Source organism: Ruegeria sp. N8 (assembly GCF_056531325.1).
In genome coordinates this window covers 291943-312480 of the sequence record NZ_JBQFLQ010000003.1, presented here as the reverse complement: position 1 = coordinate 312480, position 20538 = coordinate 291943, and the positions used below count along the sequence as shown (strand labels likewise).

24 protein-coding genes are annotated in these 20538 nt (G+C 59.5%); 14 read left to right on the top strand and 10 right to left on the bottom strand.

Features of this window, described 5'->3' with window-relative positions:
* Positions 1–17: 17 nt before the first annotated feature.
* Positions 18–203: a hypothetical protein gene (locus ACR0C5_RS09245; protein WP_170785172.1), complete on the top strand. Its 186-nt coding sequence runs from the start codon at positions 18–20 to the stop codon at positions 201–203.
* Here ACR0C5_RS09245 and map read toward each other — a convergent pair.
* Complete coding sequence (gene map / locus ACR0C5_RS09240) at positions 191–1003, bottom strand: type I methionyl aminopeptidase (protein ID WP_170772862.1); 813 nt, start codon at positions 1001–1003, stop codon at positions 191–193. The two genes, ACR0C5_RS09245 and map, sit on opposite strands and share 13 nt — an antisense overlap.
* Before the next feature lie 247 nt (positions 1004–1250).
* On the opposite strand from map, the gene ACR0C5_RS09235 reads away from it, so the two are divergent.
* Complete coding sequence (locus ACR0C5_RS09235; RefSeq protein ID WP_480876096.1) at positions 1251–1613, top strand: hypothetical protein; 363 nt, start codon at positions 1251–1253, stop codon at positions 1611–1613.
* Here the strand turns inward: ACR0C5_RS09235 and sfsA are convergent.
* Positions 1610–2320 (bottom strand): DNA/RNA nuclease SfsA, encoded by a 711-nt coding sequence (sfsA, locus tag ACR0C5_RS09230; protein ID WP_480876094.1) that lies wholly within the window; start codon positions 2318–2320, stop codon positions 1610–1612. The two genes, ACR0C5_RS09235 and sfsA, sit on opposite strands and share 4 nt — an antisense overlap.
* 51 nt (positions 2321–2371) lie before the next feature.
* On the opposite strand from sfsA, the gene ACR0C5_RS09225 reads away from it, so the two are divergent.
* Genes ACR0C5_RS09225 through ACR0C5_RS09210 form a run of 4 tightly spaced genes read left to right on the top strand, consistent with a single transcriptional unit; the run spans position 2372 to position 5285 of the window.
* The gene (locus ACR0C5_RS09225; protein WP_170772855.1) at positions 2372–3094 is read left to right on the top strand and encodes a competence/damage-inducible protein A; all 723 of its coding nucleotides are present in this window, start codon (positions 2372–2374) and stop codon (positions 3092–3094) included.
* Positions 3091–3798 carry a GNAT family N-acetyltransferase gene (locus tag ACR0C5_RS09220; RefSeq protein ID WP_170772853.1) on the top strand — a complete coding sequence of 236 codons (708 nt, stop codon included), beginning with the start codon at positions 3091–3093 and terminating at the stop codon, positions 3796–3798. Before ACR0C5_RS09225 ends, ACR0C5_RS09220 begins: the two co-directional genes overlap by 4 nt.
* 15 nt (positions 3799–3813) lie before the next feature.
* Entirely contained in the window at positions 3814–4386 is a 573-nt protein-coding gene (locus tag ACR0C5_RS09215) for a peroxidase-related enzyme (protein ID WP_170772851.1), read from the top strand.
* Positions 4383–5285, top strand: coding sequence for an OmpA family protein (locus ACR0C5_RS09210; protein WP_170772849.1), 903 nt, complete (start codon positions 4383–4385; stop codon positions 5283–5285). Before ACR0C5_RS09215 ends, ACR0C5_RS09210 begins: the two co-directional genes overlap by 4 nt.
* Positions 5286–5290: 5 nt before the next feature.
* On the opposite strand, the gene ACR0C5_RS09205 is transcribed toward ACR0C5_RS09210, so the two are convergent.
* Positions 5291–6253: a sodium-dependent bicarbonate transport family permease gene (locus ACR0C5_RS09205; RefSeq protein WP_170772847.1), complete on the bottom strand. Its 963-nt coding sequence runs from the start codon at positions 6251–6253 to the stop codon at positions 5291–5293.
* Between the two features lie 98 nt (positions 6254–6351).
* Here ACR0C5_RS09205 and ACR0C5_RS09200 point away from each other — a divergent pair, with 98 nt between their 5' ends.
* Entirely contained in the window at positions 6352–7269 is a 918-nt protein-coding gene (locus tag ACR0C5_RS09200; protein WP_480876091.1) for a hydrogen peroxide-inducible genes activator, read from the top strand.
* A gap of 52 nt (positions 7270–7321) precedes the next feature.
* Here the strand turns inward: ACR0C5_RS09200 and ACR0C5_RS09195 are convergent, their stop codons facing one another.
* Both ACR0C5_RS09195 and ACR0C5_RS09190 read right to left on the bottom strand, forming a co-directional pair.
* On the bottom strand, positions 7322–8227 hold the full coding sequence (locus ACR0C5_RS09195; protein ID WP_170772843.1) for a LysR family transcriptional regulator: 906 nt from the start codon (positions 8225–8227) through the stop codon (positions 7322–7324).
* Positions 8228–8510: 283 nt separating this feature from the next.
* Entirely contained in the window at positions 8511–10538 is a 2028-nt protein-coding gene (locus ACR0C5_RS09190) for an NADPH-dependent 2,4-dienoyl-CoA reductase (protein ID WP_170789551.1), read from the bottom strand.
* Positions 10539–10676: 138 nt separating this feature from the next.
* On the opposite strand from ACR0C5_RS09190, the gene ACR0C5_RS09185 reads away from it, so the two are divergent.
* The 3 genes from ACR0C5_RS09185 (at position 10677) to ACR0C5_RS09175 (ending at position 13452) form a co-directional block, all read left to right on the top strand.
* A complete protein-coding gene (locus ACR0C5_RS09185; protein WP_480876089.1) occupies positions 10677–11162 on the top strand; it encodes an RNA pyrophosphohydrolase in 486 nt (161 codons plus the stop codon).
* An 80-nt stretch (positions 11163–11242) separates the two neighbouring features.
* Positions 11243–12616 carry a radical SAM protein gene (locus tag ACR0C5_RS09180; RefSeq protein WP_170772835.1) on the top strand — a complete coding sequence of 458 codons (1374 nt, stop codon included), beginning with the start codon at positions 11243–11245 and terminating at the stop codon, positions 12614–12616.
* Entirely contained in the window at positions 12613–13452 is an 840-nt protein-coding gene (locus ACR0C5_RS09175) for a DUF547 domain-containing protein (RefSeq protein ID WP_170772833.1), read from the top strand. Before ACR0C5_RS09180 ends, ACR0C5_RS09175 begins: the two co-directional genes overlap by 4 nt.
* A 48-nt stretch (positions 13453–13500) precedes the next feature.
* Here ACR0C5_RS09175 and ACR0C5_RS09170 read toward each other — a convergent pair whose 3' ends face one another.
* Positions 13501–14490, bottom strand: coding sequence for an adenosine kinase (locus ACR0C5_RS09170; RefSeq protein ID WP_170772831.1), 990 nt, complete (start codon positions 14488–14490; stop codon positions 13501–13503).
* Positions 14487–15131, bottom strand: coding sequence for an endonuclease III (gene nth / locus ACR0C5_RS09165; RefSeq protein WP_170772829.1), 645 nt, complete (start codon positions 15129–15131; stop codon positions 14487–14489). The genes ACR0C5_RS09170 and nth overlap by 4 nt, the downstream gene beginning before the upstream one ends.
* A gap of 116 nt (positions 15132–15247) precedes the next feature.
* On the opposite strand from nth, the gene ACR0C5_RS09160 reads away from it, so the two are divergent.
* Complete coding sequence (locus tag ACR0C5_RS09160) at positions 15248–16090, top strand: bifunctional helix-turn-helix domain-containing protein/methylated-DNA--[protein]-cysteine S-methyltransferase (protein ID WP_170772828.1); 843 nt, start codon at positions 15248–15250, stop codon at positions 16088–16090.
* 163 nt (positions 16091–16253) lie between these two features.
* The gene (locus ACR0C5_RS09155) at positions 16254–16904 is read left to right on the top strand and encodes a peroxiredoxin (protein ID WP_170355987.1); all 651 of its coding nucleotides are present in this window, start codon (positions 16254–16256) and stop codon (positions 16902–16904) included.
* Positions 16905–16942: 38 nt separating this feature from the next.
* Here the strand turns inward: ACR0C5_RS09155 and ACR0C5_RS09150 are convergent, their stop codons facing one another.
* From ACR0C5_RS09150 to ACR0C5_RS09140, 3 genes are all read right to left on the bottom strand, one after another.
* Entirely contained in the window at positions 16943–17665 is a 723-nt protein-coding gene (locus tag ACR0C5_RS09150) for a glycosyltransferase family 25 protein (RefSeq protein WP_170772827.1), read from the bottom strand.
* Between the two features lie 69 nt (positions 17666–17734).
* Positions 17735–18424, bottom strand: coding sequence for an outer membrane protein (locus ACR0C5_RS09145; RefSeq protein WP_170772824.1), 690 nt, complete (start codon positions 18422–18424; stop codon positions 17735–17737).
* A 132-nt stretch (positions 18425–18556) separates the two neighbouring features.
* Positions 18557–19042: a PACE efflux transporter gene (locus ACR0C5_RS09140; RefSeq protein ID WP_170772822.1), complete on the bottom strand. Its 486-nt coding sequence runs from the start codon at positions 19040–19042 to the stop codon at positions 18557–18559.
* Between the two features lie 243 nt (positions 19043–19285).
* Here ACR0C5_RS09140 and ACR0C5_RS09135 point away from each other — a divergent pair, with 243 nt between their 5' ends.
* Entirely contained in the window at positions 19286–19921 is a 636-nt protein-coding gene (locus ACR0C5_RS09135; protein ID WP_170789560.1) for a DUF1326 domain-containing protein, read from the top strand.
* A gap of 57 nt (positions 19922–19978) precedes the next feature.
* On the top strand, positions 19979–20500 hold the full coding sequence (locus tag ACR0C5_RS09130) for a GNAT family N-acetyltransferase (RefSeq protein WP_170789561.1): 522 nt from the start codon (positions 19979–19981) through the stop codon (positions 20498–20500).
* The last annotated feature ends 38 nt before the right edge of the window (positions 20501–20538 follow it).

Genomic DNA, 20538 nt, shown 5'->3' with positions numbered 1-20538 from the left:
CATGCTAGGGTTTCAGCATGGATCGCGCATTACCCCCATTGTTCTGGGCACCCAAGCAGGATGCTGCCACAGACTCAGCCACCGGCCCCGAGCGTAAACCGCTGCGCGCACCGGTTTTCATCCATGACGCCGTCATCCCGTGGCGGGACGAGACCCTTTTGCTGAAGCTTCTACGCGATCAGGCCAAAGATCAGGACGAATAGGTCGGGTGGAACATATCACCCGGCGACAGGGTGAAAATCTCAACCCCGTTTGCCGTCACGCCAACCGAATGTTCGAACTGCGCCGACAGAGACTTGTCGCGGGTCACAGCTGTCCAGTCATCGGCCAGCGTCTTGGTCTCGGGGCGGCCCAGATTGACCATGGGTTCGATGGTGAAGAACATGCCCTCTTCCAGCACAGCGCCGGTGCCGGGGCGACCGTAATGCAGCACGTTGGGCGGCGCGTGGAACACACGTCCCAGACCGTGACCGCAGAAATCGCGTACAACGCTCATACGGTGCGCTTCGACATAGGCCTGAATAGCGTGGCCGATATCACCGAAAGTGTTGCCGGGTTTAACCATCTCGATCCCCTTGAACAGGGCATCATGGGTCACTTGGATCAGACGCTCAGCCTTGCGGGGCAGCTTTCCGGCCACATACATGCGCGAGGTGTCACCGAACCAGCCATCCACGATGACCGTGACGTCGATATTCAGGATATCGCCCTCTTTCAACCGCTTGTCACCGGGAATGCCGTGGCAGACCACGTGATTGACGCTGATACAGCTGGCGTGCTGATAGCCCTTGTAGCCGATGGTTGCCGAGGTCGCGCCCGCGTCTTCGACCATCTGAGTGATCAGCCCGTCAATCGCGCCTGTGGTTTGGCCGGGAAAGACATGCGGAGCGATGTCATCCAATATCCGCGCAGCCAAGGCCCCTGCCGCGTGCATCCCGGCAAAGTCACCCTGTTCGTAAATGCGGATACCGTCCTTGGTCAGACGGCCACGATGTTCTTTCATCGGTGCGAGGCTCCAAATGTTTCGCGCAGCGCTCCTTTTACGCTGCTTGTGCAGAAAGTACCAGAGGGCGTCCGGTCGCGGCGGGATCGATGGTTCAGATGAGGCGCAAAGCCTGGAAATTCAACCTTCAGTATGGGTTATGATCTTAAATCATAGCGTGTCAAAAGTAAATTTGCGCGCGATCTTGTGATCTGCGCAAGTGCAGAAAGCCGGTACAGACATGTGTGGCGCGTAAAGGATGGTGAATATGAAAAAGGGTCTGATCCTTGCAGTTTTGACCCTTGTGGGATGTCGGGAAGAGGTTCAGACGCTGTCCGCGACCGATGTGGCCGCGCTTTTGGCGCAGGATCGTAGGATCACATTCGAACGGTTTCACATCTCGGGCTCGGCGCGGATTGGCCGCGATGGCCAGTTCGCGGTGCTGGTGCCTCGGCTAGGGCAAGACACAGGCACGTGGTGGCTGGAAGGCGATGCAATATGCAGTCAATGGGCCGCGTTCCGGCAGGGGGCAAAGCTGTGCGCGACGGTGGGCCGGACAGAAAGCGGTGGTTATCAGGCGTTCAGCCCCGACACGGGGTCTTATCTGGGCGACTTGCAAATTCTTGACTAAGGGCGACCGTCGACGTGCCAGATCTTGTCGGTGTCGACCCAGACCCCTTCGGGCGTGATCGTGATACCGCAGATCAGCCGCTCGACCCCTTGTGCGGCCTCGAACGCGGCTGCATAGGCGGGGTCGATATCGGCAGCCAGAGCAAAGCGGTCGCAGTCGGTGCGTTGCACCAGATACAGCATGATCGCCCGGTGGCCTTGCGCTGCCGTTGCAGCCAGCTCTCCCAGATGTTTGGTGCCGCGCGCGGTCACGCTGTCGGGAAATTCGGCCAGACCGGGTTGGCGGGACAGGGTGACACTTTTGACCTCGACATAGGCATCGGGCAGGCCGGGTTGGGTCAGCAAAAAGTCGATGCGGCTGTTTTCGCCGTACTTGACCTCGGGCCGGATGGTTTCATAGGCGGCCAGCGCCGGGATTTCACGCCCTAGTAACGCCGCGCGCAGGGCCTTGTTTGGTAGCGATGTGTCTACCCCGGTAAAATGCCCATTTTCGTGGTCGACCAGCCGCCAGCCATATTTCAGCTTTTTCTTGGGGTCGTCATTGGGCTCCAACCAGATTTTCTGGCCTGGTTCGGCCAGACCCATCATTGAGCCGGGATTGGCGCAATGGGCGGTTACTTCGTGCCCGTCCTCCAGCTTGCAATCGGCCAGAAAGCGTTTGTAGCGGCGGATCAGGCGGGCGGGGACAAGAGGGGTTTCAAATCGCATGGCCTAGGGCCTATACCTGCCCCAACGGTCGATCAAGAGGGGGTATGCGCCATGGCCAATCCAACCGCTGCAATGCTGGTGATCGGAGATGAAATCCTGTCGGGCCGCACGCGCGATGCCAATATGCACTATCTAGCGGGTGAGCTGACCAAGCAGGGCATCGACCTGAAAGAGGTGCGTATCGTCAGCGATGACGCCCCGGCGATTGAAGCCGCCGTTAAGGCGCTGTCCCAAGCGCATGACCATGTGTTCACCAGCGGTGGTATCGGGCCGACCCATGACGACATCACCGCCGATTGCATCGCGCGCGCCTTTGACGCGGCCATTGATATCCGTGCCGACGCGCGCGCTTTGCTTGAAGCGCACTACAAGAATTCCGGGTTGGAGTTGAACCCGGCCCGCCTGCGCATGGCGCGCATCCCGGATGGGGCCACGCTGATCGACAACCCGGTCTCGACCGCACCGGGGTTCACGATTGCGAATGTGCATGTCATGGCCGGGGTCCCTTCGGTCTTTCAGGCGATGGTGGCCAGTGTGCTGCCCGGCCTGACCGGCGGCAGCCCGCTTTTGTCGCAGACCCTGCGCGTGCATCGGGGCGAGGGCGATATCGCGGGGCCGCTGGCAGCGTTGGCTGCGGATTTTCCCGATCTGGCCATTGGCAGCTATCCGTTTCAGATCAACGGGGCCTTTGGCGCGAATATCGTGGTGCGCGGTACCGACGGGGCGCAAGTTGATGCAGCGGTCACACGGTTGGCGAAAGAGTTCGAGCTTTGACCGATTGGGCCAACATCGTCGATGGCACATGGCCCGCCGCGCAGTACACGAAGCAGGGCCCATTCCAATTGCGCCAAGGGCAGGGCGGTGGATCACGCGTGTCGGCGGCCAGCGCGCGAGGACCCGCGACCGAAGCACAGATCGACGCTGCCGAAGCCGCGATGCTGGCGATGGGGCAGAAACGCATCTTTTGCCTGCGACCGGGGGATGAGGCGCTGGATCAGCAGCTCTCGGACCGAGGGTACGACGTGCTGGACCCGGTCAACATCTACACCTGCCCCGTGTCGCATCTGACCGACATCCCTGTTCCGCGGGTGACTGCCTTTGCCATTTGGGACCCGCTGGCCATCATGGTCGAGATCTGGGCCAATGGCGGCATCGGCCCAGAACGGCTTGCGGTCATGGAACGCGCGCCGGGGCCGAAAACTGGCCTGCTGATGCGCCGCGTGGATAAACCGGCCGGGACGGCGTTTGTCGCTATCCACGACGGTGTCGCCATGGTCCACGCGCTGGAAATCCTGCCGGAACACCGCCGTCACGGGCTGGGTCAATGGGCGATGCGAGCGGCGGCCTTCTGGGCGCAAGAACAGGGGGCGCGTACGCTCAGTGTGATTTGCACCAAGGTCAATGATGGGGCCAATGGTCTCTATCATGCGCTGGGGATGGAGATCGCCGGAGAATACCATTACCGTCAGCTTATCTAAGGAGAAAAACCTGACGTGACCGATCCCTCTCTGCCGACTGCATTGAACCTGCCGATGGTCGATCCCCTACCAGCGGAAACCCAGCGGTATTTCGATATCTGTGTGGAGAAGCTGGGCTTTGTGCCCAATGTGTTGCGGGCCTATGCCTTTGACATCGACAAGCTGAACGCCTTTACCACCATGTACAACGATCTGATGCTGGCCGAAAGCGGCGTCACCAAGCTGGAACGTGAGATGATTGCGGTTGTCGTCTCGGCCATCAACAAGTGCTTTTATTGCCTTGTGGCGCATGGAGCGGCGGTGCGGCAGATGTCGGGTGATCCGCAACTGGGTGAGATGTTGGCGATGAACTATCGCATCGCTCCACTGGAAGCGCGGCAACGGGCGATGCTGGATTTCGCGGCCAAGATGACCCATGCCAGCGCTGAGATTGAAGAACCGGACCGCCAAAACCTGCGTGATGCGGGTTTCAGCGACCGTGATATCTGGGACATTGTCAATGTGGCCGGCTTTTTCAACATGTCGAACCGGGTCGCCAGCGCCACGGCGATGGTGCCAAACGACGCCTATTTCGCGCAGGCCCGATGATCCTGCGCGCCGGCCTGATATCGCTATGTCTGGCTGGTTCTGCGTTGGCGCAGGATGTGGCCTTGCCGTCGGGTTCGCGACTGGTCAGCGAACGAGTCAGTCCGCTGGACAGCTATGACTTGCCCACCGGCGGATTCGCGACTGGCAAAGTCCCTGCCCTCACAGTCGAGGGCCGCGTCGAGCGCCTGACATGGCGCCTGCAATCAGGGTCCAGCACCACGTTGCAGCTATTGGCCCCACTGCGTCAACAGATCATGGATCAGGGCTTTGACATCATCTTCGAATGCGACGCGATCACCTGCGGCGGTTTCGACTTCCGTTTTGGAACCGAGGTCGTGCCCACCCCGGATATGTACGTGGCCATTCAGGACTATCGCTTTCTCTCGGCCACCCGTGGGGATGAGGCGCTGAGCCTGCTGGTCAGCCGCAATCCGCCCGACGGATATGTGCAGATGATCCGTGTCACGCCCGTGGACGCGCCCGAACCGCCGCCTCTGGTCGTTGAGGAAACGGTGAAGCAGACAGACGGGCTACTGGACGCACTGGAACAGAATGGCCACGTTATCCTTGAAGACCTGCATTTCAGAACCGGTGAGATCACGCTGGGCGAAGGCCCGTTTCCTTCGCTGGCGCTGATCGCGTCTTATATGGCCGACAATCCCAACGTCCGATTGGCGCTGGTGGGCAATACCGACGATACGGGTACGCTCGAGGCGAACATTTCGGTCAGTACGGGGCGTGCGCAGGCTGTGCGCGTGCGGTTGATCGAACAGCACGGCGTTGCCGGAAACCGTCTTGAGGCGCGCGGCATTGGCTATCTGGCCCCCATGACCTCAAATGCCACGCCCGAGGGCCGCGACCAGAACCGCCGGGTTGAGGCGGTTCTGCTGGTGAACTGACCTGCCTACATCACCCACCAAAGATAAAGCGGCAGGCCAACGGTGATGTTGAACGGGAAGGACACGCCCAGAGACAGGGTCAGGTAAATCCCGGATTCCGCCTTGGGCAGGGCGATTTTCATGGCCGCAGGCACCGCTATATATGAGGCCGAGGCGGACAGAACCATCAGCAGGAACAGGCTGCCTTCGGACAGACCGATCAGCGCGCCCACGGCCCAGGCCATCATCGCGCCGATCAGGGGCATCAGGACCCCAAAGGCGAACAGGCCGACCGACAGCTTGTCGCGATTGCTCAGTAGGCTGCGCCCCGCCGACAGACCCATATCAAGCAGGAACAGGCACAAAATCCCGGTAAATGGCGTCACGATGAAGGGCGCAATCATCTGCATCCCCTGACCGCCGGTGATAGCCCCGATCAGGAACGCTCCGGTCAGCAGAACGATGGAGCCGTTAGCCAGTAGGTCACGCCACAACCCGTCATCCTTTACGCCATTGCCATTGGACCGGTGTGCCAGCCAAAGGGCGGACAGGATGGCCGGAACCTCCATCGCGGCGGCGACGGCGACCATGAACCCGTCATGACTTAACCCGACAAGGTTCAAAAGACTGGTCGCTGTCACAAAGGTCACAATCGAGATCGAGCCGTAATGCCCTGCAACCGCGGCTGCGTTCAGGCTGTCCAACCGTGTCATCACTCGCAACAGCCCGAAAGCAACGAAGGGGATGGCAAAGGACAGCGCCACCCCGCCCAGAAGCGTCAGGAACAGGTCCATGTGGATGCCGTGCTCGGCCAGGTTGCTGCCGCCTTTGAACCCGATGGCAAGAAGCAGGTAGAGCGACATGAACTTGGCCGCGCCCGCCGGGATGGACAGATCACTGCGCACAAACGCGGCCACCAGCCCCAAGGCAAAAAACAAAATGGTGGGCACCAGCAGATTGCTGGACAGAGTTTCTAGTACGCTGGGCATTTACGGCTCCTTTTCCGGCGGTCCGGGGCCTAGTGCCTTGCAGAGTTGAATCAGCCCAATATTATCTTTCTAACAACTGAATAGTTTGGAACTATGAAATGCGACCCACCCTGCGCCAGCTGGAATATATCGTCACGGTCAGTCGCTTGGGCAGGTTCGGGCTGGCTGCTGACGTTCTCAATGTCAGTCAGCCCAGCCTCTCGGCGCAAATTGCGACGGTAGAACAAGAGCTTGGCTTGCGTATCTTTGAACGGGACCGGGGCGGGGTACAGGTTACAGCGCGGGGCGAGGAGTTCATTGCCCGCGCTCAGAAAATCCTGGCCGAGGTACAGGACCTGCGCCATGCGATGACCAGCGATACCCCTGTCGGAGGGCGGCTGCGGTTGGGTGTATTGCCGTCGATTGGGCCCTACCTGTTGCCGCAAGTCATCAAGCATGTGCACCAGGAACGGCCCGGATTGCGCTTCGTCGTGCGCGAAGAAAACACCCGAGACCTTGAGCAGGGATTGAAATCCGGCCGGTTCGACATGATCATTTCAACCCCCGAAGATCACCCCAATACGCTGCAACAACGCCTGTTCAACGAAACGCTCTGGATTGGGGTGGCCGTGGACGACGTACTGGCGCGCGATCTGCACGGGGTCACAGCCGAGGATTTGCGCGACCGTCTGATCCTGACTTTGGACCAAAGCCACCGTCTGTCCCGGATCGTCTATGCGCTGGCGGCGGAATGCGGAGGCGTGGTATCCGATGAATACGAGGGCACGACACTGGATTCTATCGTGCTAATGGCAGCCTCGGGGGTGGGGGCTGCGGTTTTGCCCGATCTCTATGCAAGGCGGCAGGGTATTTACCGAGACGAGGTGCGTCTGCGCCCTTTGACGATCCCCAACGCCAACCGCGATATCGCGCTGTTGTCGCGGCGCGGGGAAGCCGCCCTGCCCGGACAAAACATCCTGATCCAATCCCTGCGCACCGTTGCCAAGGGCATGGGGCTGTCGGTCTTCATGGAATAAAAAAAGACCCGCACAATTGTGTGCGGGCCGTTCAGTCTTCACCGGGGAGAAATTACCAATCCATCGGGCCCTTGTCGTTGAAGGACTCGACCAGAAAATCAATGAATGCGCGCACCTTGGGCTGTGTGAAACGGCCCGGAGGGTACACTGCATAGACGCCCTGCAACTCATCAGGCAGCGACGGCATCGCATCCAGAACCTTGCCGCTTTTCAGCGCGTCAGCGTACAGATAGCTGGGCAGATGCGCGATCCCAAGGCCCGAGATCGCTGCGTTCAGCAGGGACTGCCCGTCATTCACGCTCAGCCAGCCGGCGGTACGGACCTGACGCTTTTCGCCCGATGGCGCGGTCAGTTTCCACACGTTGCCGGAAGATTGGCTGGAGTAATGCAGCAGCTTGTGCTCGTTCAGATCGTCGATCTTTTGGGGGCGGCCATATTTGTCGATGTAACTGGGGGCCGCGACCATCCGTTTCACGGTTTCGGTCAGTTTGCGGGCGCGCAGGGTGCTGTCTTCCAACTCACCAATACGCACGGCCACGTCGAACCCTTCCGAGATCAGCTCAACATACCGGTTGTTCAGCACCATGTTCACGGTGATATCGGGATAGGCCGACAGGAATTCTGACAGGACCGGAGACAGATGATTCACGCCAAAATCCGTGGCCACACTGATGCGCAACAGGCCCGAAGGCGCGGATTGCATCGACGTCACCAGCGCATCAGCCTCGCCTGCGTCATTCAGCACACGGCGCGCGCGGTCATAGTAGGCCAAACCGATTTCCGTAGGCGACACGCGTCGCGTTGTGCGGTTCAAAAGACGGGCGCCCAGACGCGCCTCGAGGCTCGAGACGTGCTTGGACACGGCCGATTTGGAGATGCCCATTTTCTTGGCCGCATCTGTGAAGCCACCTTGGTCCACCACATTGGCAAAGGCTTCCATTTCGGTCAGTCTGTCCATACTCGTACCCCAAGTCTTGGTTCGTTGACTGACCTTGGCGCTCAATCTGGGCGGAAACTGGGCAGACATGGGATAATATCAGGGATTTAATCTGGATCGTTTGCGGATAGGAAACGTGGAAACGGTGGTTTCTAAATTCGCCACAAACCCGAAAACTATGGGGTTTTACCGGCAGCATTACACATATGTTAATCTGAGGATGGCAAATTTGTGACCGTTGAACGTGTCACCAAAGCCATTTTTTCGTTGCGGCGCAGGCCCGGCGCGAACCGGGCCCGATGCCTCAAAAAGTCGCCGCCAGACGTGTGCCTTGATTAATTGCGCGTTTGGCGTCCAACTCTGCCGCCACATCCGCCCCGCCGATCACGTGCGGAGTTATACCGCGTTCGATCAGCGCATCCGCGAGGCTGCGTTCGGAAACCTGACCCGAGCATAGAACAATCGTGTCCGCCGCAATCACGGTTGGGTCGGCGCGCTCTTCGCCAAAGCTGACATGTAGGCCGTCATCGTCGATGCGTTCATAGTTCACACCGCCGACGAAATTGACGTCTTTCATCTTCAGCGTCGCGCGGTGAATCCAGCCGGTTGTTTTACCCAGACCTTTGCCATGCGCCTGTTTCTTGCGCTGTAGCAGCGTGACCTGACGCGCAGGCGCTGCCGGTTGCGGTCCTTCGGGCGCCAGGCCCGAGCGATGCTCGGCGGGGTCGGTGACGCCCCATTCTTTCATCCATGCGGGCAGGTCAGTGGTGATGCTATGGCCGTCCTCCAGCAGGAATTCGGACACGTCAAACCCGATGCCTCCTGCGCCGATCACGGCGACGGATTTGCCGACCTCGGCCTTGTGGCGCAGCACGTCGATATAGTCGATCACATTGTCCCGATCCTGCCCCGCAATCTGCGGATCGCGCGGGGTGACGCCCGTGGCGATGACAACTTCGTCAAAGCCGGTCAGGTCGTCGGCCGTGACCTCGCGGTTCAGTTCAACCTTCACGCCCAGATCCGCGATCATGGTGCGGAACCAATCGACCAACCCCCAGAACTCTTCCTTCCCGGGCACCTGTTTGGCCATGTTTAACTGCCCGCCGATCTCACCAGCGCGGTCGAACAAGGTGACATCATGGCCGCGCTGGGCGGCGGTCATGGCGGTGGACAGGCCGGCAGGGCCTGCACCGACGATGGCTATGGTTTTCAGTGTACCGGCTTTGCCGATCACCAGCTCGGTTTCGTGACAGGCGCGCGGGTTCACCAGACAGGATGTCAGTTTGCCGCCGAATGTGTGGTCCAGACAGGCTTGGTTACAGGCAATACAGGGCGCGATCTGTGCCGATTTGCCGTCCATCGCCTTGGCGACGAAATCCGCATCCGCCAGCATCGGGCGGGCAAGTGACACCATGTCGGCGCAGCCGGTGGACAGAACCTCTTCGGCGACTTCGGGCGTGTTGATCCGGTTCGAGGTAATCACCGGAATGCTCACCTTGCCCATCAGCTTTTTAGTAACCCACGCAAAAGCTGCGCGCGGCACGGATGTGGCGATGGTCGGAATCCGCGCCTCATGCCAGCCGATGCCGGTGTTGATGATCGTGGCTCCCGCTTGTTCAACCCGTTTCGCCAGTTCGACAACCTCATCATGGGTGGAGCCATTGGGCACAAGGTCGATCATCGACAGGCGGTAGATGATAATGAAATCACGGCCCACGGCCTCGCGCGTGCGGCGCACGATTTCAATCGGCAGGCGCATCCGGTTCTCATACGAGCCGCCCCAGCGATCTTCGCGCTTGTTGGTGTGGGTCACGAGGAACTGGTTAATGAAATAGCCTTCCGATCCCATGATTTCGACCCCGTCATAGCCCGCCTTTTGGGCCAGCTTGGCGGCGTTGACGATGTCGCTGATCTGTTTCTCGATCCCGTCTTCGTCCAGCTCATTGGGCGGGAAGGGCGAGATGGGTGATTTCACAGGGCTGGGCGCCACGCATTTGGGGCCATAGGCATAGCGACCCGCATGCAGGATCTGCATGGCGATCTTGCCGCCTGCCTCATGCACACGCTGGGTCACGATGGAGTGGTTTTCGACGTCCTTCTCGGTGGTCATCATCGACGCGCCGGGCAGGACCGAGCCTTCGAGGTTCGGGCCAATCCCGCCCGTCACCATCAGCCCAACTTCGCCGCGGGCACGGTCAGCATAGAATTCTGCCACGCGGTTCCAGTCGCCGGTCTCTTCCAGACCGGTATGCATCGAGCCCATCAGGACCCGGTTTTTCAGAGTGGTAAAGCCCAGATCCAGCGGGGCCAGCATGTTTGGGTACGCAGTCATGGTAACTCTCCCTCCCGAATTCTTTGTCGTTAGATTGACGTTTGCGTCAACATTGTCACGCGAAACCTTGCGTCACGGTCTTTGCTGTCCTGACAGCACTTGATACAGACAAGGCGTGACAGGAAAAAGAGGCCGCACATGACCCCCGATGAAATCGCCAAACTGCCCTATCGGCCCTGCGTCGGGCTAATGCTGATGAACGCTCAAGGTCATATCTTTGTCGGCCAGCGCAATGACCGCCACGCCGATGCCTGGCAGATGCCGCAGGGTGGGGTAGACAAAGGCGAAGACCCGCGCGATGCGGCCCTGCGAGAGCTGTGGGAAGAGACGGGTGTGACCGCTGATCTGGTCGAGGTCGTGGCCGAAACTCCCGGCTGGCTGCCCTACGATCTGCCCCATGACATCGTGCCCAAGATTTGGAAAGGCCGCTATCGCGGGCAAGAGCAGAAATGGTTCCTGCTGCGTTTCACGGGCCGTGACGATCAGATCAATATCGACACCGATCATCCCGAGTTCACCCGCTGGAAATGGCAGGAGCCCTCACGCTTGGTTGAAGAAATCGTACCCTTCAAGCGCGATGTCTACGCGCAGGTGGTTGCAGCATTCAGCGCATTTCTGCGGTAGGCGTGCGCTTCACTCACCCTGCGACAACTTGCCGTGAGGGGGCATAGTTCGGGCCACACGGCATCTCTAGCTTGGTCCGCATGAGAGACACCGCGCACAGCCCCCCCGCCATCGTCCCTGCAGGTCGCAAGTTCATCGGTTCTGACCGCCGCGCGCCTCTGCGCGAGGGTTTGCAAGGCTGTGGCGAATACCATGCCGGGCAAACGGCGGGGCGGTTCTATCCCATCGCTTGCGTTGCGCTGGAGGTCACGCAAAGGTGCAATCTGGATTGCACGCTGTGTTACCTCTCGGACCGGGCCGAGATGACCTATGACCCTCCTCTGTCGGTTCTGTTTGCGCGGTTGAAGTCGATTCAAAGCCACTACGGCACCGGCGTATCGGTGCAGTTGACTGGCGGTGATCCGACCCTGCGCAAGATCGAGGATCTTGAGGCGCTGTGCCGGGAAATCCGCCGTTTGGGTATGCGGTCCTGTCTGATGACAAACGGGATTCGCGCCAGCCGCGCCAAGTTGATGCGGTTGGCAGCGGCGGGGCTGGACGACGTGGCCTTTCACGTAGACATGACGCAAGAGCGCAAGGGGTTCACCTCGGAAGAAGAGCTGAACACTGTCCGCCGCGCCTATATCCGGCGGGCCCGGGGGTTGGGGCTGCGGATTCTGTTCAACACCACGGTGTTTGCCGGGAATTTCGGCGAACTGCCCATGCTGGCGCGGTATCTGCGGGATCGACCCGAGGTGGCGTTTGTCTCGTTCCAGATGCAGGCCGATACCGGGCGCGGCGTGTTGCGTGAACGGCCCGAGATGATCACGCAGGACAGCGTCGCGCGCGCGGTCGAGGAAGGCTATGGGACGCCGCTGCATTTCGGCACGGCGGCTGTGGGCCATTCCAAATGCAACCGTTACGCCAGCGTCCTGACGGCCGGAGGGCGCGCGGTCTCGCTATTGTCTAACCAAAGCTTGGTGCATCGGGTGATGACAGCGCTGGAAGGGGTGGACGACAATCAGGACGCCCATATCCGTATTCGCCCCAAGGTTGGGCGCATGATCCGACGACATCCGCTGCTGGCCCTGCGCGCATTGGGGCAACTTGGGCTGAGCGTCGCTCGTCTGGGTACTGGCGTGCTACGTGGCCCGGTGCGGCGGCAAGCGGTGTTCATTCACAATTTCATGGCGGCAGATCAGTTGGACGAAGACCGCTGCGCCTCGTGCGTGTTCATGGTGGCCACGGCGAACGGGCCGCTTTCGATGTGTGTCCATAACGCGCAGCGCGACATGCATCTGGCCAGCCCTGACCGGATTGACGGGCCGACCGGTCCAAGCTGGTGGAACGCTGCCGTTCCGCGTCTGTCCAATGGCCCGGACCTGCCTGAACTGAGCGATCCGGCGCTTGCTCCGATGAAACGGCTGAAAGGGCAGATGCGCGCCCTGCGCCAGTCCCGAAAGGATGCCTCATGAGACGTCTGCTGATCCTGCTGTTGCTGCCCCTGCTTGCGGCTTGTGCCAGTGTCGAACGACTGGCCCTTCCCGCGCCCGAACCTTTGGCGAACAGCGCCCTGACCCGCGTCGCCCAACCGCCCGGAGAGCGTGTTGATCACCGCGACTGGACCACCTTTCTGAACCGCTATGTCGCGCCTGATGCGCAGGGGGTGAACCGGATGGCTTACGGGCAGGTCTCGGCCGACGACAAAGCACGTTTGGACGGGTATATCGAAGATTTGCAAGCAGTTGACCCTGCGGCGCTGACCCGTGATCAACAGCTGGCCTATTGGATCAATATGTATAACGCGGTGACGGTGGATGTGATCCTTGAGAACTACCCCGTCGCCTCGATCCGCGACATCAAGGACGGGCCGCTGTCAATCGGGCCGTGGAACCGGCCCATAGTGACGGTCGCCGGGCAGAGCTTAACCCTGAACGAGATCGAACACCGCATCATCCGCCCTGAATTCAACGAGCCGCGCATTCATTATGCCCTGAACTGTGCCGCTGTGGGCTGCCCCAACCTCATGGACCGCGCCTGGCAGGCCGAGACGCTGGAGCGTGATTTTGCCGCCGCCGAACACGCCTATATCAACGACCCGCGCGGCGTGCGGTTTAATGACAATGGCGGGCTGATCCTGTCCAAGATCTTCATCTGGTTCCGAGAGGATTTCGGACCGAACGAACAGGCGATTCTAACCTATGTCCGAACGGTCGCCGACCCCGATCTGGAAGCGCGGCTGCAAGATATGTCCCGTGTCAGTGCCTATAGTTATGACTGGGCACTGAACGACGCGGCGGCGGGGTCGTAAAAAAGCTGCGCCAAGGTCATCTGGGCGCCCTCGGCGCTACTCAGCGACTTACAGCAAGCCTTCGGCGCGCAGCAATTCCTGCATATTCGCTTCTGGCCTTGGGCCGATATGGCTGATCACTTCGCGGGCGCAGACATTTCCGATCTTGGCGCAGGTCTCGTAATCACGCCCTGTGGCCATACCGAACAGGAACCCAGCGGCGAATTGATCGCCCGCGCCGGTGGCGTCCACGGGCACAACCTTTTCCACCGGCACGTCCACCCGCTGACCATCGAACAAAACCGAGACGCCATCACCCGACCGGGTGCATACGACCAGAGGGCAAATCGCGGCGGTTTTGGCCAGAGCATCCTCGAGATCATCGGTTTCGAACAGCGATTTGATCTCGGCCTCGTTGCCGATCACGAAATCCAGCTCGTTCTCGATCAGCAGCAGGAAATCGACCCGGTGACGTTCCACGCAGAACGGGTCGGAAATGGCGATCCCCGCCTTGCCGCCGCCCTTGTGACAGGTGCGCGCGGCCTCAAGAAACGCGGCTTTGCCCTTTTCCTTGTCGAACAGATACCCCTCAAGGAACATGATTTGGCTGTTGCCTGACACATCCTCGGACACGTCCTGTGATGACAGTTCCGAGGAAATGCCCAGATAGGTGTTCATTGACCGTTCGCCGTCGGGCGAGACAAAGATCATCGAGCGTGAGGTCGGCAGCTCGCCACCCGACACCGGCGGGTTGACGAAATCGACGCCGTCCTCGTTCATCGCATCCGCATAGAACCGCCCCAGCGCGTCGTCATGCACCCGGCCAATGAATGCCGCATCCAGTCCCAGTGCCCCGGCACCCGCGATGGTATTCGCGACCGAGCCGCCGGGCGTCTGCACGCGCCCCTCCATCGAGGCATACAGCACTTCGCCGCGCTCCTGCTCGATCAGTTGCATGATGCCCTTTTCGATGCCCATCAGTTCCAGAAAGCTGTCATCGGCCTGGGAGATCACGTCCACAACGGCATTTCCGATACCGGTGAGCTGGTAGGTTTTCATAGGGTCTTGTCCTCAAATTCGCAGAGATCGCGGATGATACAGGTTCCGCATTGGGGTTTGCGCGCCTTGCAGTGATAGCGACCATGCAGGATCAGCCAGTGATGCGCGTGCAGTTGGAAATCGGCGGGAATATTGTCTTCGATGGCGCGCTCGACGGCATCTACGGTCTTGCCGGGACAAATGCCGGTGCGGTTGCCGACGCGGAAGATATGGGTGTCGACCGCCTGCGCCGGTTGCCGCCACCACATGTTCAGAACCACATTGGCCGTCTTGCGCCCGACACCGGGCAGCGATTGTAGCGCGGCACGGGAATTGGGCACTTCGCCGCCATAGTCTTCGACCAGAATGCGGCTGAGTTTGATGACGTTCTTGGCCTTCTGGCGGAACAGGCCAATGGTCTTGATATGCTCGGTCAGGCCCTCTTCGCCCAAATCCAGCATCTTTTGCGGTGTGTCGGCGATTTTGAACAGCTCGCGCGTGGCTTTGTTAACGCCCGCATCGGTGGCCTGCGCCGATAGCGCCACGGCCACGACCAGAGTATAGACGTTCACATGATCCAGCTCGCCCTTGGGTTCGGGGTCGGCGTCCTGAAAACGCGTAAAGATCTCGCGGATCGTGTGGTAATCGAGTTGCTTTGCCATCCGGGCCTTAATGCCGCCCGCAGGCGCATGACACAAGCCCAAAGCCAATGCGCATGTTTCGGGTCGCGGTGGCGTGGCGCGCGGGATATGGTCCGGGGCAGCAGATGAGGTGAGTTATGAACGTCCAGACCCCCGAAAGCGGATACCACTACAACGTCATGCGCCGCGCGATCGAGCTGATTGATCAGGGCGGCGAATCCCTGTCGCTGGACGAACTGGCCCGCCAGATGGACATGAGCCCCGCGCATTTTCAACGCCTGTTCTCACGCTGGACTGGGGTATCGCCGAAACGCTATCAGCAATATCTGACGCTGGGCCACGCCAAGGCCTTGCTGCACGAGCGGTTCACCACGCTGGAGACCGCGCATAACGTGGGGCTGTCCGGAAGCGGCCGTCTGCATGACCTGTTCCTGAAATGGGAATCCATGAGCCCCGGCGAATACGCCCGCAAAGGCGCGGGCCTGACGATTTACTGGGGCTGGTTCGATTGCCCCTTCGGCCCGACGTTGGTGATGGGCACTGACAAAGGGATTTGCGGTATGGCCTTTGGCGCAGAAACCGGCGAAGCGGCGGCAATGGAGGATATGACCTCGCGCTGGCCCAAAGCCAGCTACATCGAGAACGCCGAAAAGCTGCGCCCATGGGTCGAGGCGTCGTTTGGCGCGAAACGGTCCGAGACGCCGCTGCACCTGATCGGTTCCCCGCTGCAGATCAAAGTGTGGGAGGCGCTGATGCACATTCCTTCGGGGCAAGTCACGACCTATTCCGAGATCGCGCAGCGGGTGGGGTCCCCGCAGGCGGTGCGGGCCGTGGGTACGGCCGTTGGGCGCAACCCGGTCAGTTGGTTGATCCCATGCCACCGGGCGTTGCGCAAGTCTGGCGGGCTAGGGGGCTATCATTGGGGCCTGCCCGTCAAGCGCGCCATGCTGGCTTATGAGGCCGCGCAGGCCGAGGCCTGAGACAGGCGCGCCGCGTTTTTGTTGGGGCGAATTCCTGAATTTCAGGATAATATCGTGATACGTGAATTTTGAGCGATCCCTCAAAGAACGGTTTAACTTACACACAAAGTGATTAAATTCGCATCAGCCTGCCAGGCTGACCAACAGGAGAAGGAGACGCATTATGGGCTTGCGCATCAACGACACCGTCCCAAATTTCACCGCAGAAACGGATCAGGGCACCATTCAGTTCCACGACTGGATCGGTGACAGCTGGGCTATTCTGTTCTCGCACCCCAAGGACTTCACTCCTGTCTGCACCACCGAGTTTTCTGCCGTGGCGCAACTGAATGACGAATGGGCGGCACGCAACACCAAGGTTCTGGGTGTGTCGGTCGATGGTGTGGAAGACCACAAGAAGTGGAAGAAAGACATCGAGGCCTATGGCAATGCCAATCCTGGTTTCCCGATCATTGCCGACGATGGGCTTGCGGTCTCGAAAGCCTTCGACATGTTGCCTGCCGAAGCTTATCTGCCCGATGGCCGCACCCCGGCGGACAGTGCCACCGTGCGTTCTGTGTTCATCATCGGCCCGGACAAGCAGTTGAAGCTGTCAATGACCTATCCGATGACCGTGGGTCGCAATTTTGCGGAAATCCTACGCGCGCTGGACGGTCTGCAAATGAGCAGCAAAGGCGTCGCAACCCCGGCCAACTGGGTGCCCGGCGAAGACGTGATCATCCCGCCTGCGGTGTCGAACGAGGAGGCCAAGGAGAAATTTGGCGAGTTCGAAACGATCTTCCCTTATCTGCGCAAAACCAAAGCGCCGAGCTAAGAAACAACAAAGCGGGGCATCAGGCCCCGCTTTTTCGTTCAGCAAGCCGGCTTTTGCGGATGGCTGTGTAGATAGGCGCGATAAGCTGCGCGCTTGAACTCGCGGGTCAGTTTGTCGCCCAGCGGAGGACGAGTCTGGATTGTGGACCCGCCGATTTCGCGAGCCACTTCCTGATTGCCACTGCCCTGAAGCGACAGGATTGGTTGGCCGGTTAGCCAGTGCATTTGCAGGAAGGTATCCACAGGGCGGTCGATCTTGTCAGTTGCGGCCAAAAGCCGTTCTGCCGCGCGGTGCCCGACAAGCTGGCACACACATTGCAACCCGATCACCTTTGGCAGGATCAGACGCTGATCATTGGTTTTGGCCAGCACTTGCGCCGCAACTTCGCGTTGTTTTACGGGAATGCGGATATAGTGCTCGGGCGTGGCAAAGGCCGCCAACATCTTTAGCGCTTTGGCCATGCGAATGGGGTCAATGCGCAGGTCATCTTCGGTGATGATGGCCATATCGATCTTTTCGTCCACCAGTTTGCGCCAAAGACGACGATGGCTTTCAAACACCCCGATCTCCGCAGGGCGCAATTTAAACGGGTATTCTGGATGGTGCAAATTGCCGGGAAACAGCGCAACATCGGCGATCTGCGCCGGGTCGCGACCGTTTACCGCTTCGAATAATTCCGCGTTCGGAAGGTCGCTGCAAAGTTTCTCGGCATTGGGTCGCCGCGCGGCACTAGAGGACATATGGATGACGAAAGATCGCATGTCCTCGTGCATAGAGCACGCGGACATGCGGGGGAAGGGAAACCGGAGAGAAACACTTCCCCTATTCGATCAAAATCTTTGGCGCACGCCGAAATTGATGCTGAACGCGTCGATGTCATCTTCGACGGTGCCGGTCAACGCGCCGTTCGGGGCCAGACGGTCCGAGGAAACGTCGAAGGCGCGCGAATAGCGCGTATCCAGTGTCAGAGCCGTGTTTTCGCTGACATCATAGGCAACGCCTGCGATGATCTGAGCGGCAAAGTTGGTGTCACTGTCATCCAACTCCACACCCGGTCCGTATGAGAAATCCAGATCGGTGTAGGCGACACCCAGACCCAAGCCGACATAGGGCGTGAGCGCGCTAGCGGTTTTGAAATCGACCAGAACATTGGCAAACAAGGACGTTTGGGTCACATCACCCGAAACGTTGACTTCGCTTGCGGGCCCGTTGCCGGAAAAATTCACTCCGTCTACGTCATTGTCCCGATAAGAGAGTTCAAGTTCGACCCGAGTGGCGATGCTGTCATTGCTCCACTGTGGGATTTCTTTGCCGATGGCAATGCCCAGTCCAAACCCACCGTCAAAATCGGTATCGACGGACTCCGGGCCACCATTGACGGTGCCGGTGAAATCGCTGTCCTGCAAATTGCTGTAGCCAGCAAATCCGTGGACGTAGAGGTCATCTGTGAGGCTTTGCGCAACCGGTGCTGACGCGCTGAGGCCCAGCACCGCCGAGGCGAGAATAATTCGCTTAACCATGTCCATGTCCTTTGTTCCAAATGGTTATGAACCCACATGTGGACAAACTCGCCGCAAATGAAAGACAGGCGAGCTTCACTTCGATTCACAGCTTATTGGGGTGGAGTGATCGAACAAACAGCGCGGGTTTGTTCAGATGTTATTGCAGACCGCCGCGCCGGGATCGCATTGCGGTGTGTCCTCGACCGCAGAGACAGGTCTTACGGGGCGTAACCGGTCATAAATGATATGAAAAACATAGGTGTAGATCGAATAGGTGATCGTCAGCCCAAGATTGAAAGCCAGTGCGGCCTGCAGGGAATGGCCGCCAAAATACATCAGCAACGGGCATGTAATAATAATCGCGGTGACCTCATGCAGCACCGCGTGGACGATCCGCAACCAGTGGGGGCGGGCGCTTGCCAGGCGGCGGGTTCGGTGCCGCTCTATCCAGTCGAACGACGTGTTGAAAATGGGCGACCAGATCAAAATGACGATGGACAGCAGGGAAATCAGCGCAAACCCATGCGCCATCGACGCCCCCGCGATATACGCATAAACCGGCGAGACGAACGCAATCCCCACAACCTCGAAACTACATGTTTGGATGACTCGTTCTTTGAACGATCTTAATGTCATGGCCCATTCCTTCGCACACACTTATTGGCTGTGCGACGTCGGCCCTGCATGCTCGGTCGCGGGTCTTTCGACCCTTGCGCAAATTGTCATGCCGAAAGCCTTCTGACTGTGAAGTTCGACACATTCGCGCGTCTTTCCCATTCGATTTTCCGCAGCGGTTCGGGATTTTGCGTAAATATGCTATGGTGCCGCGATCGGGGCGGGTGATGACAGGTATCGGGCTTTCACATCAGGAGAGTTTCGATGGCATTCACAGATTGGTACGTTGAGGGCGAAGCCTTCGGGAATTGCAACTGCGGCTACGCCTGCCCCTGTCAGTTCGAAGAATTACCCACCAATGGCAATTGCAGGGGTTTCGAAGTGCTGGAGGTCTCCAAGGGGCATTTCGGCGACACTGATCTGGCAGGCACCAAAGCGGCCCTGATCTACGCGTGGCCCGGTCCGATTTTCGAAGGTGGCGGAGAGATGCAGGTGATCATTGACCCCAGCGCCTCGGATGCGCAGCGCGATGCGTTGGAAAAGGTCTTTCACGGTGAGGAAACGGATGAAATGGCCACCCATTGGTTCGTCTTCCGCGCCATGTGCAAAACCGTACACGAGACCCTGTATCTGCCAATTGATTTCGACATCGACATAGAAGGGCGTAAAGCCAAGGTCACAGTGGGCGATGTGCTGCAATCTACGGGGCGTCCAATTCAGGCCCCGCATGGCGGCGGCGAGCATCGCGTTCGGATCGACATTCCCGGCGGGATCGAATTCACACTGGCCGAGATCGGTAGCGCCTCGACCACGGCAAACGCGGCGATCAAGCTGGATCTGAACGACAGCTATGGGCAATGGCATGTGATGAAACACGGACCGTCCGGGGTGGCGCATTGAATAATGGCTTGTGCTCACACCCGCAGCAGGGTCAACTGATCCGTGAGCTGTGACCCGATGATTGAAATTGAACACTGTGCCGCGCTGCCGCCTAAGGATCAGCTGAATGGCATCCTGTCGCAATATTACGATCTGATCGTCGAGCGCATGGGCGCCATGGGGTTCGAGATTGATCCATCCGCCCCGGAAAGCGCCTTAGCCGAATTCTGGGCGCGCCCCGAGGATTACCTGCCACCCAATGGTTGCCTGGTCGTGGCGCGGGATGGGAAGTCCGCGATTGTGGGATGCGGGATGCTGAAGCGTCTGGATCAAGAGACCGGTGAGTTAAAGCGCGTCTTTGTCACCGAAAGTGCCCGTGGCACCGGAACCGGGCGCGCGTTGATCGTGGCGCGAGAGAATGCCGCAAGACAGATGGGGTTGAAACGGCTGGTGGCCGATACGTTGACCCCAAATGTTGAGATGCGCAGCCTGTATCCGAAGCTTGGGTTTGTGGAACTGGACACACCGATTGAGACAACAACCTACAGGGACCAACCGATGTTGCGGCCGCATCTGCATTACTTTGCAAAGGACTTGTAGGGTCACGAAAAAAAAAGACCCCGGCCAGAACCGGGGTC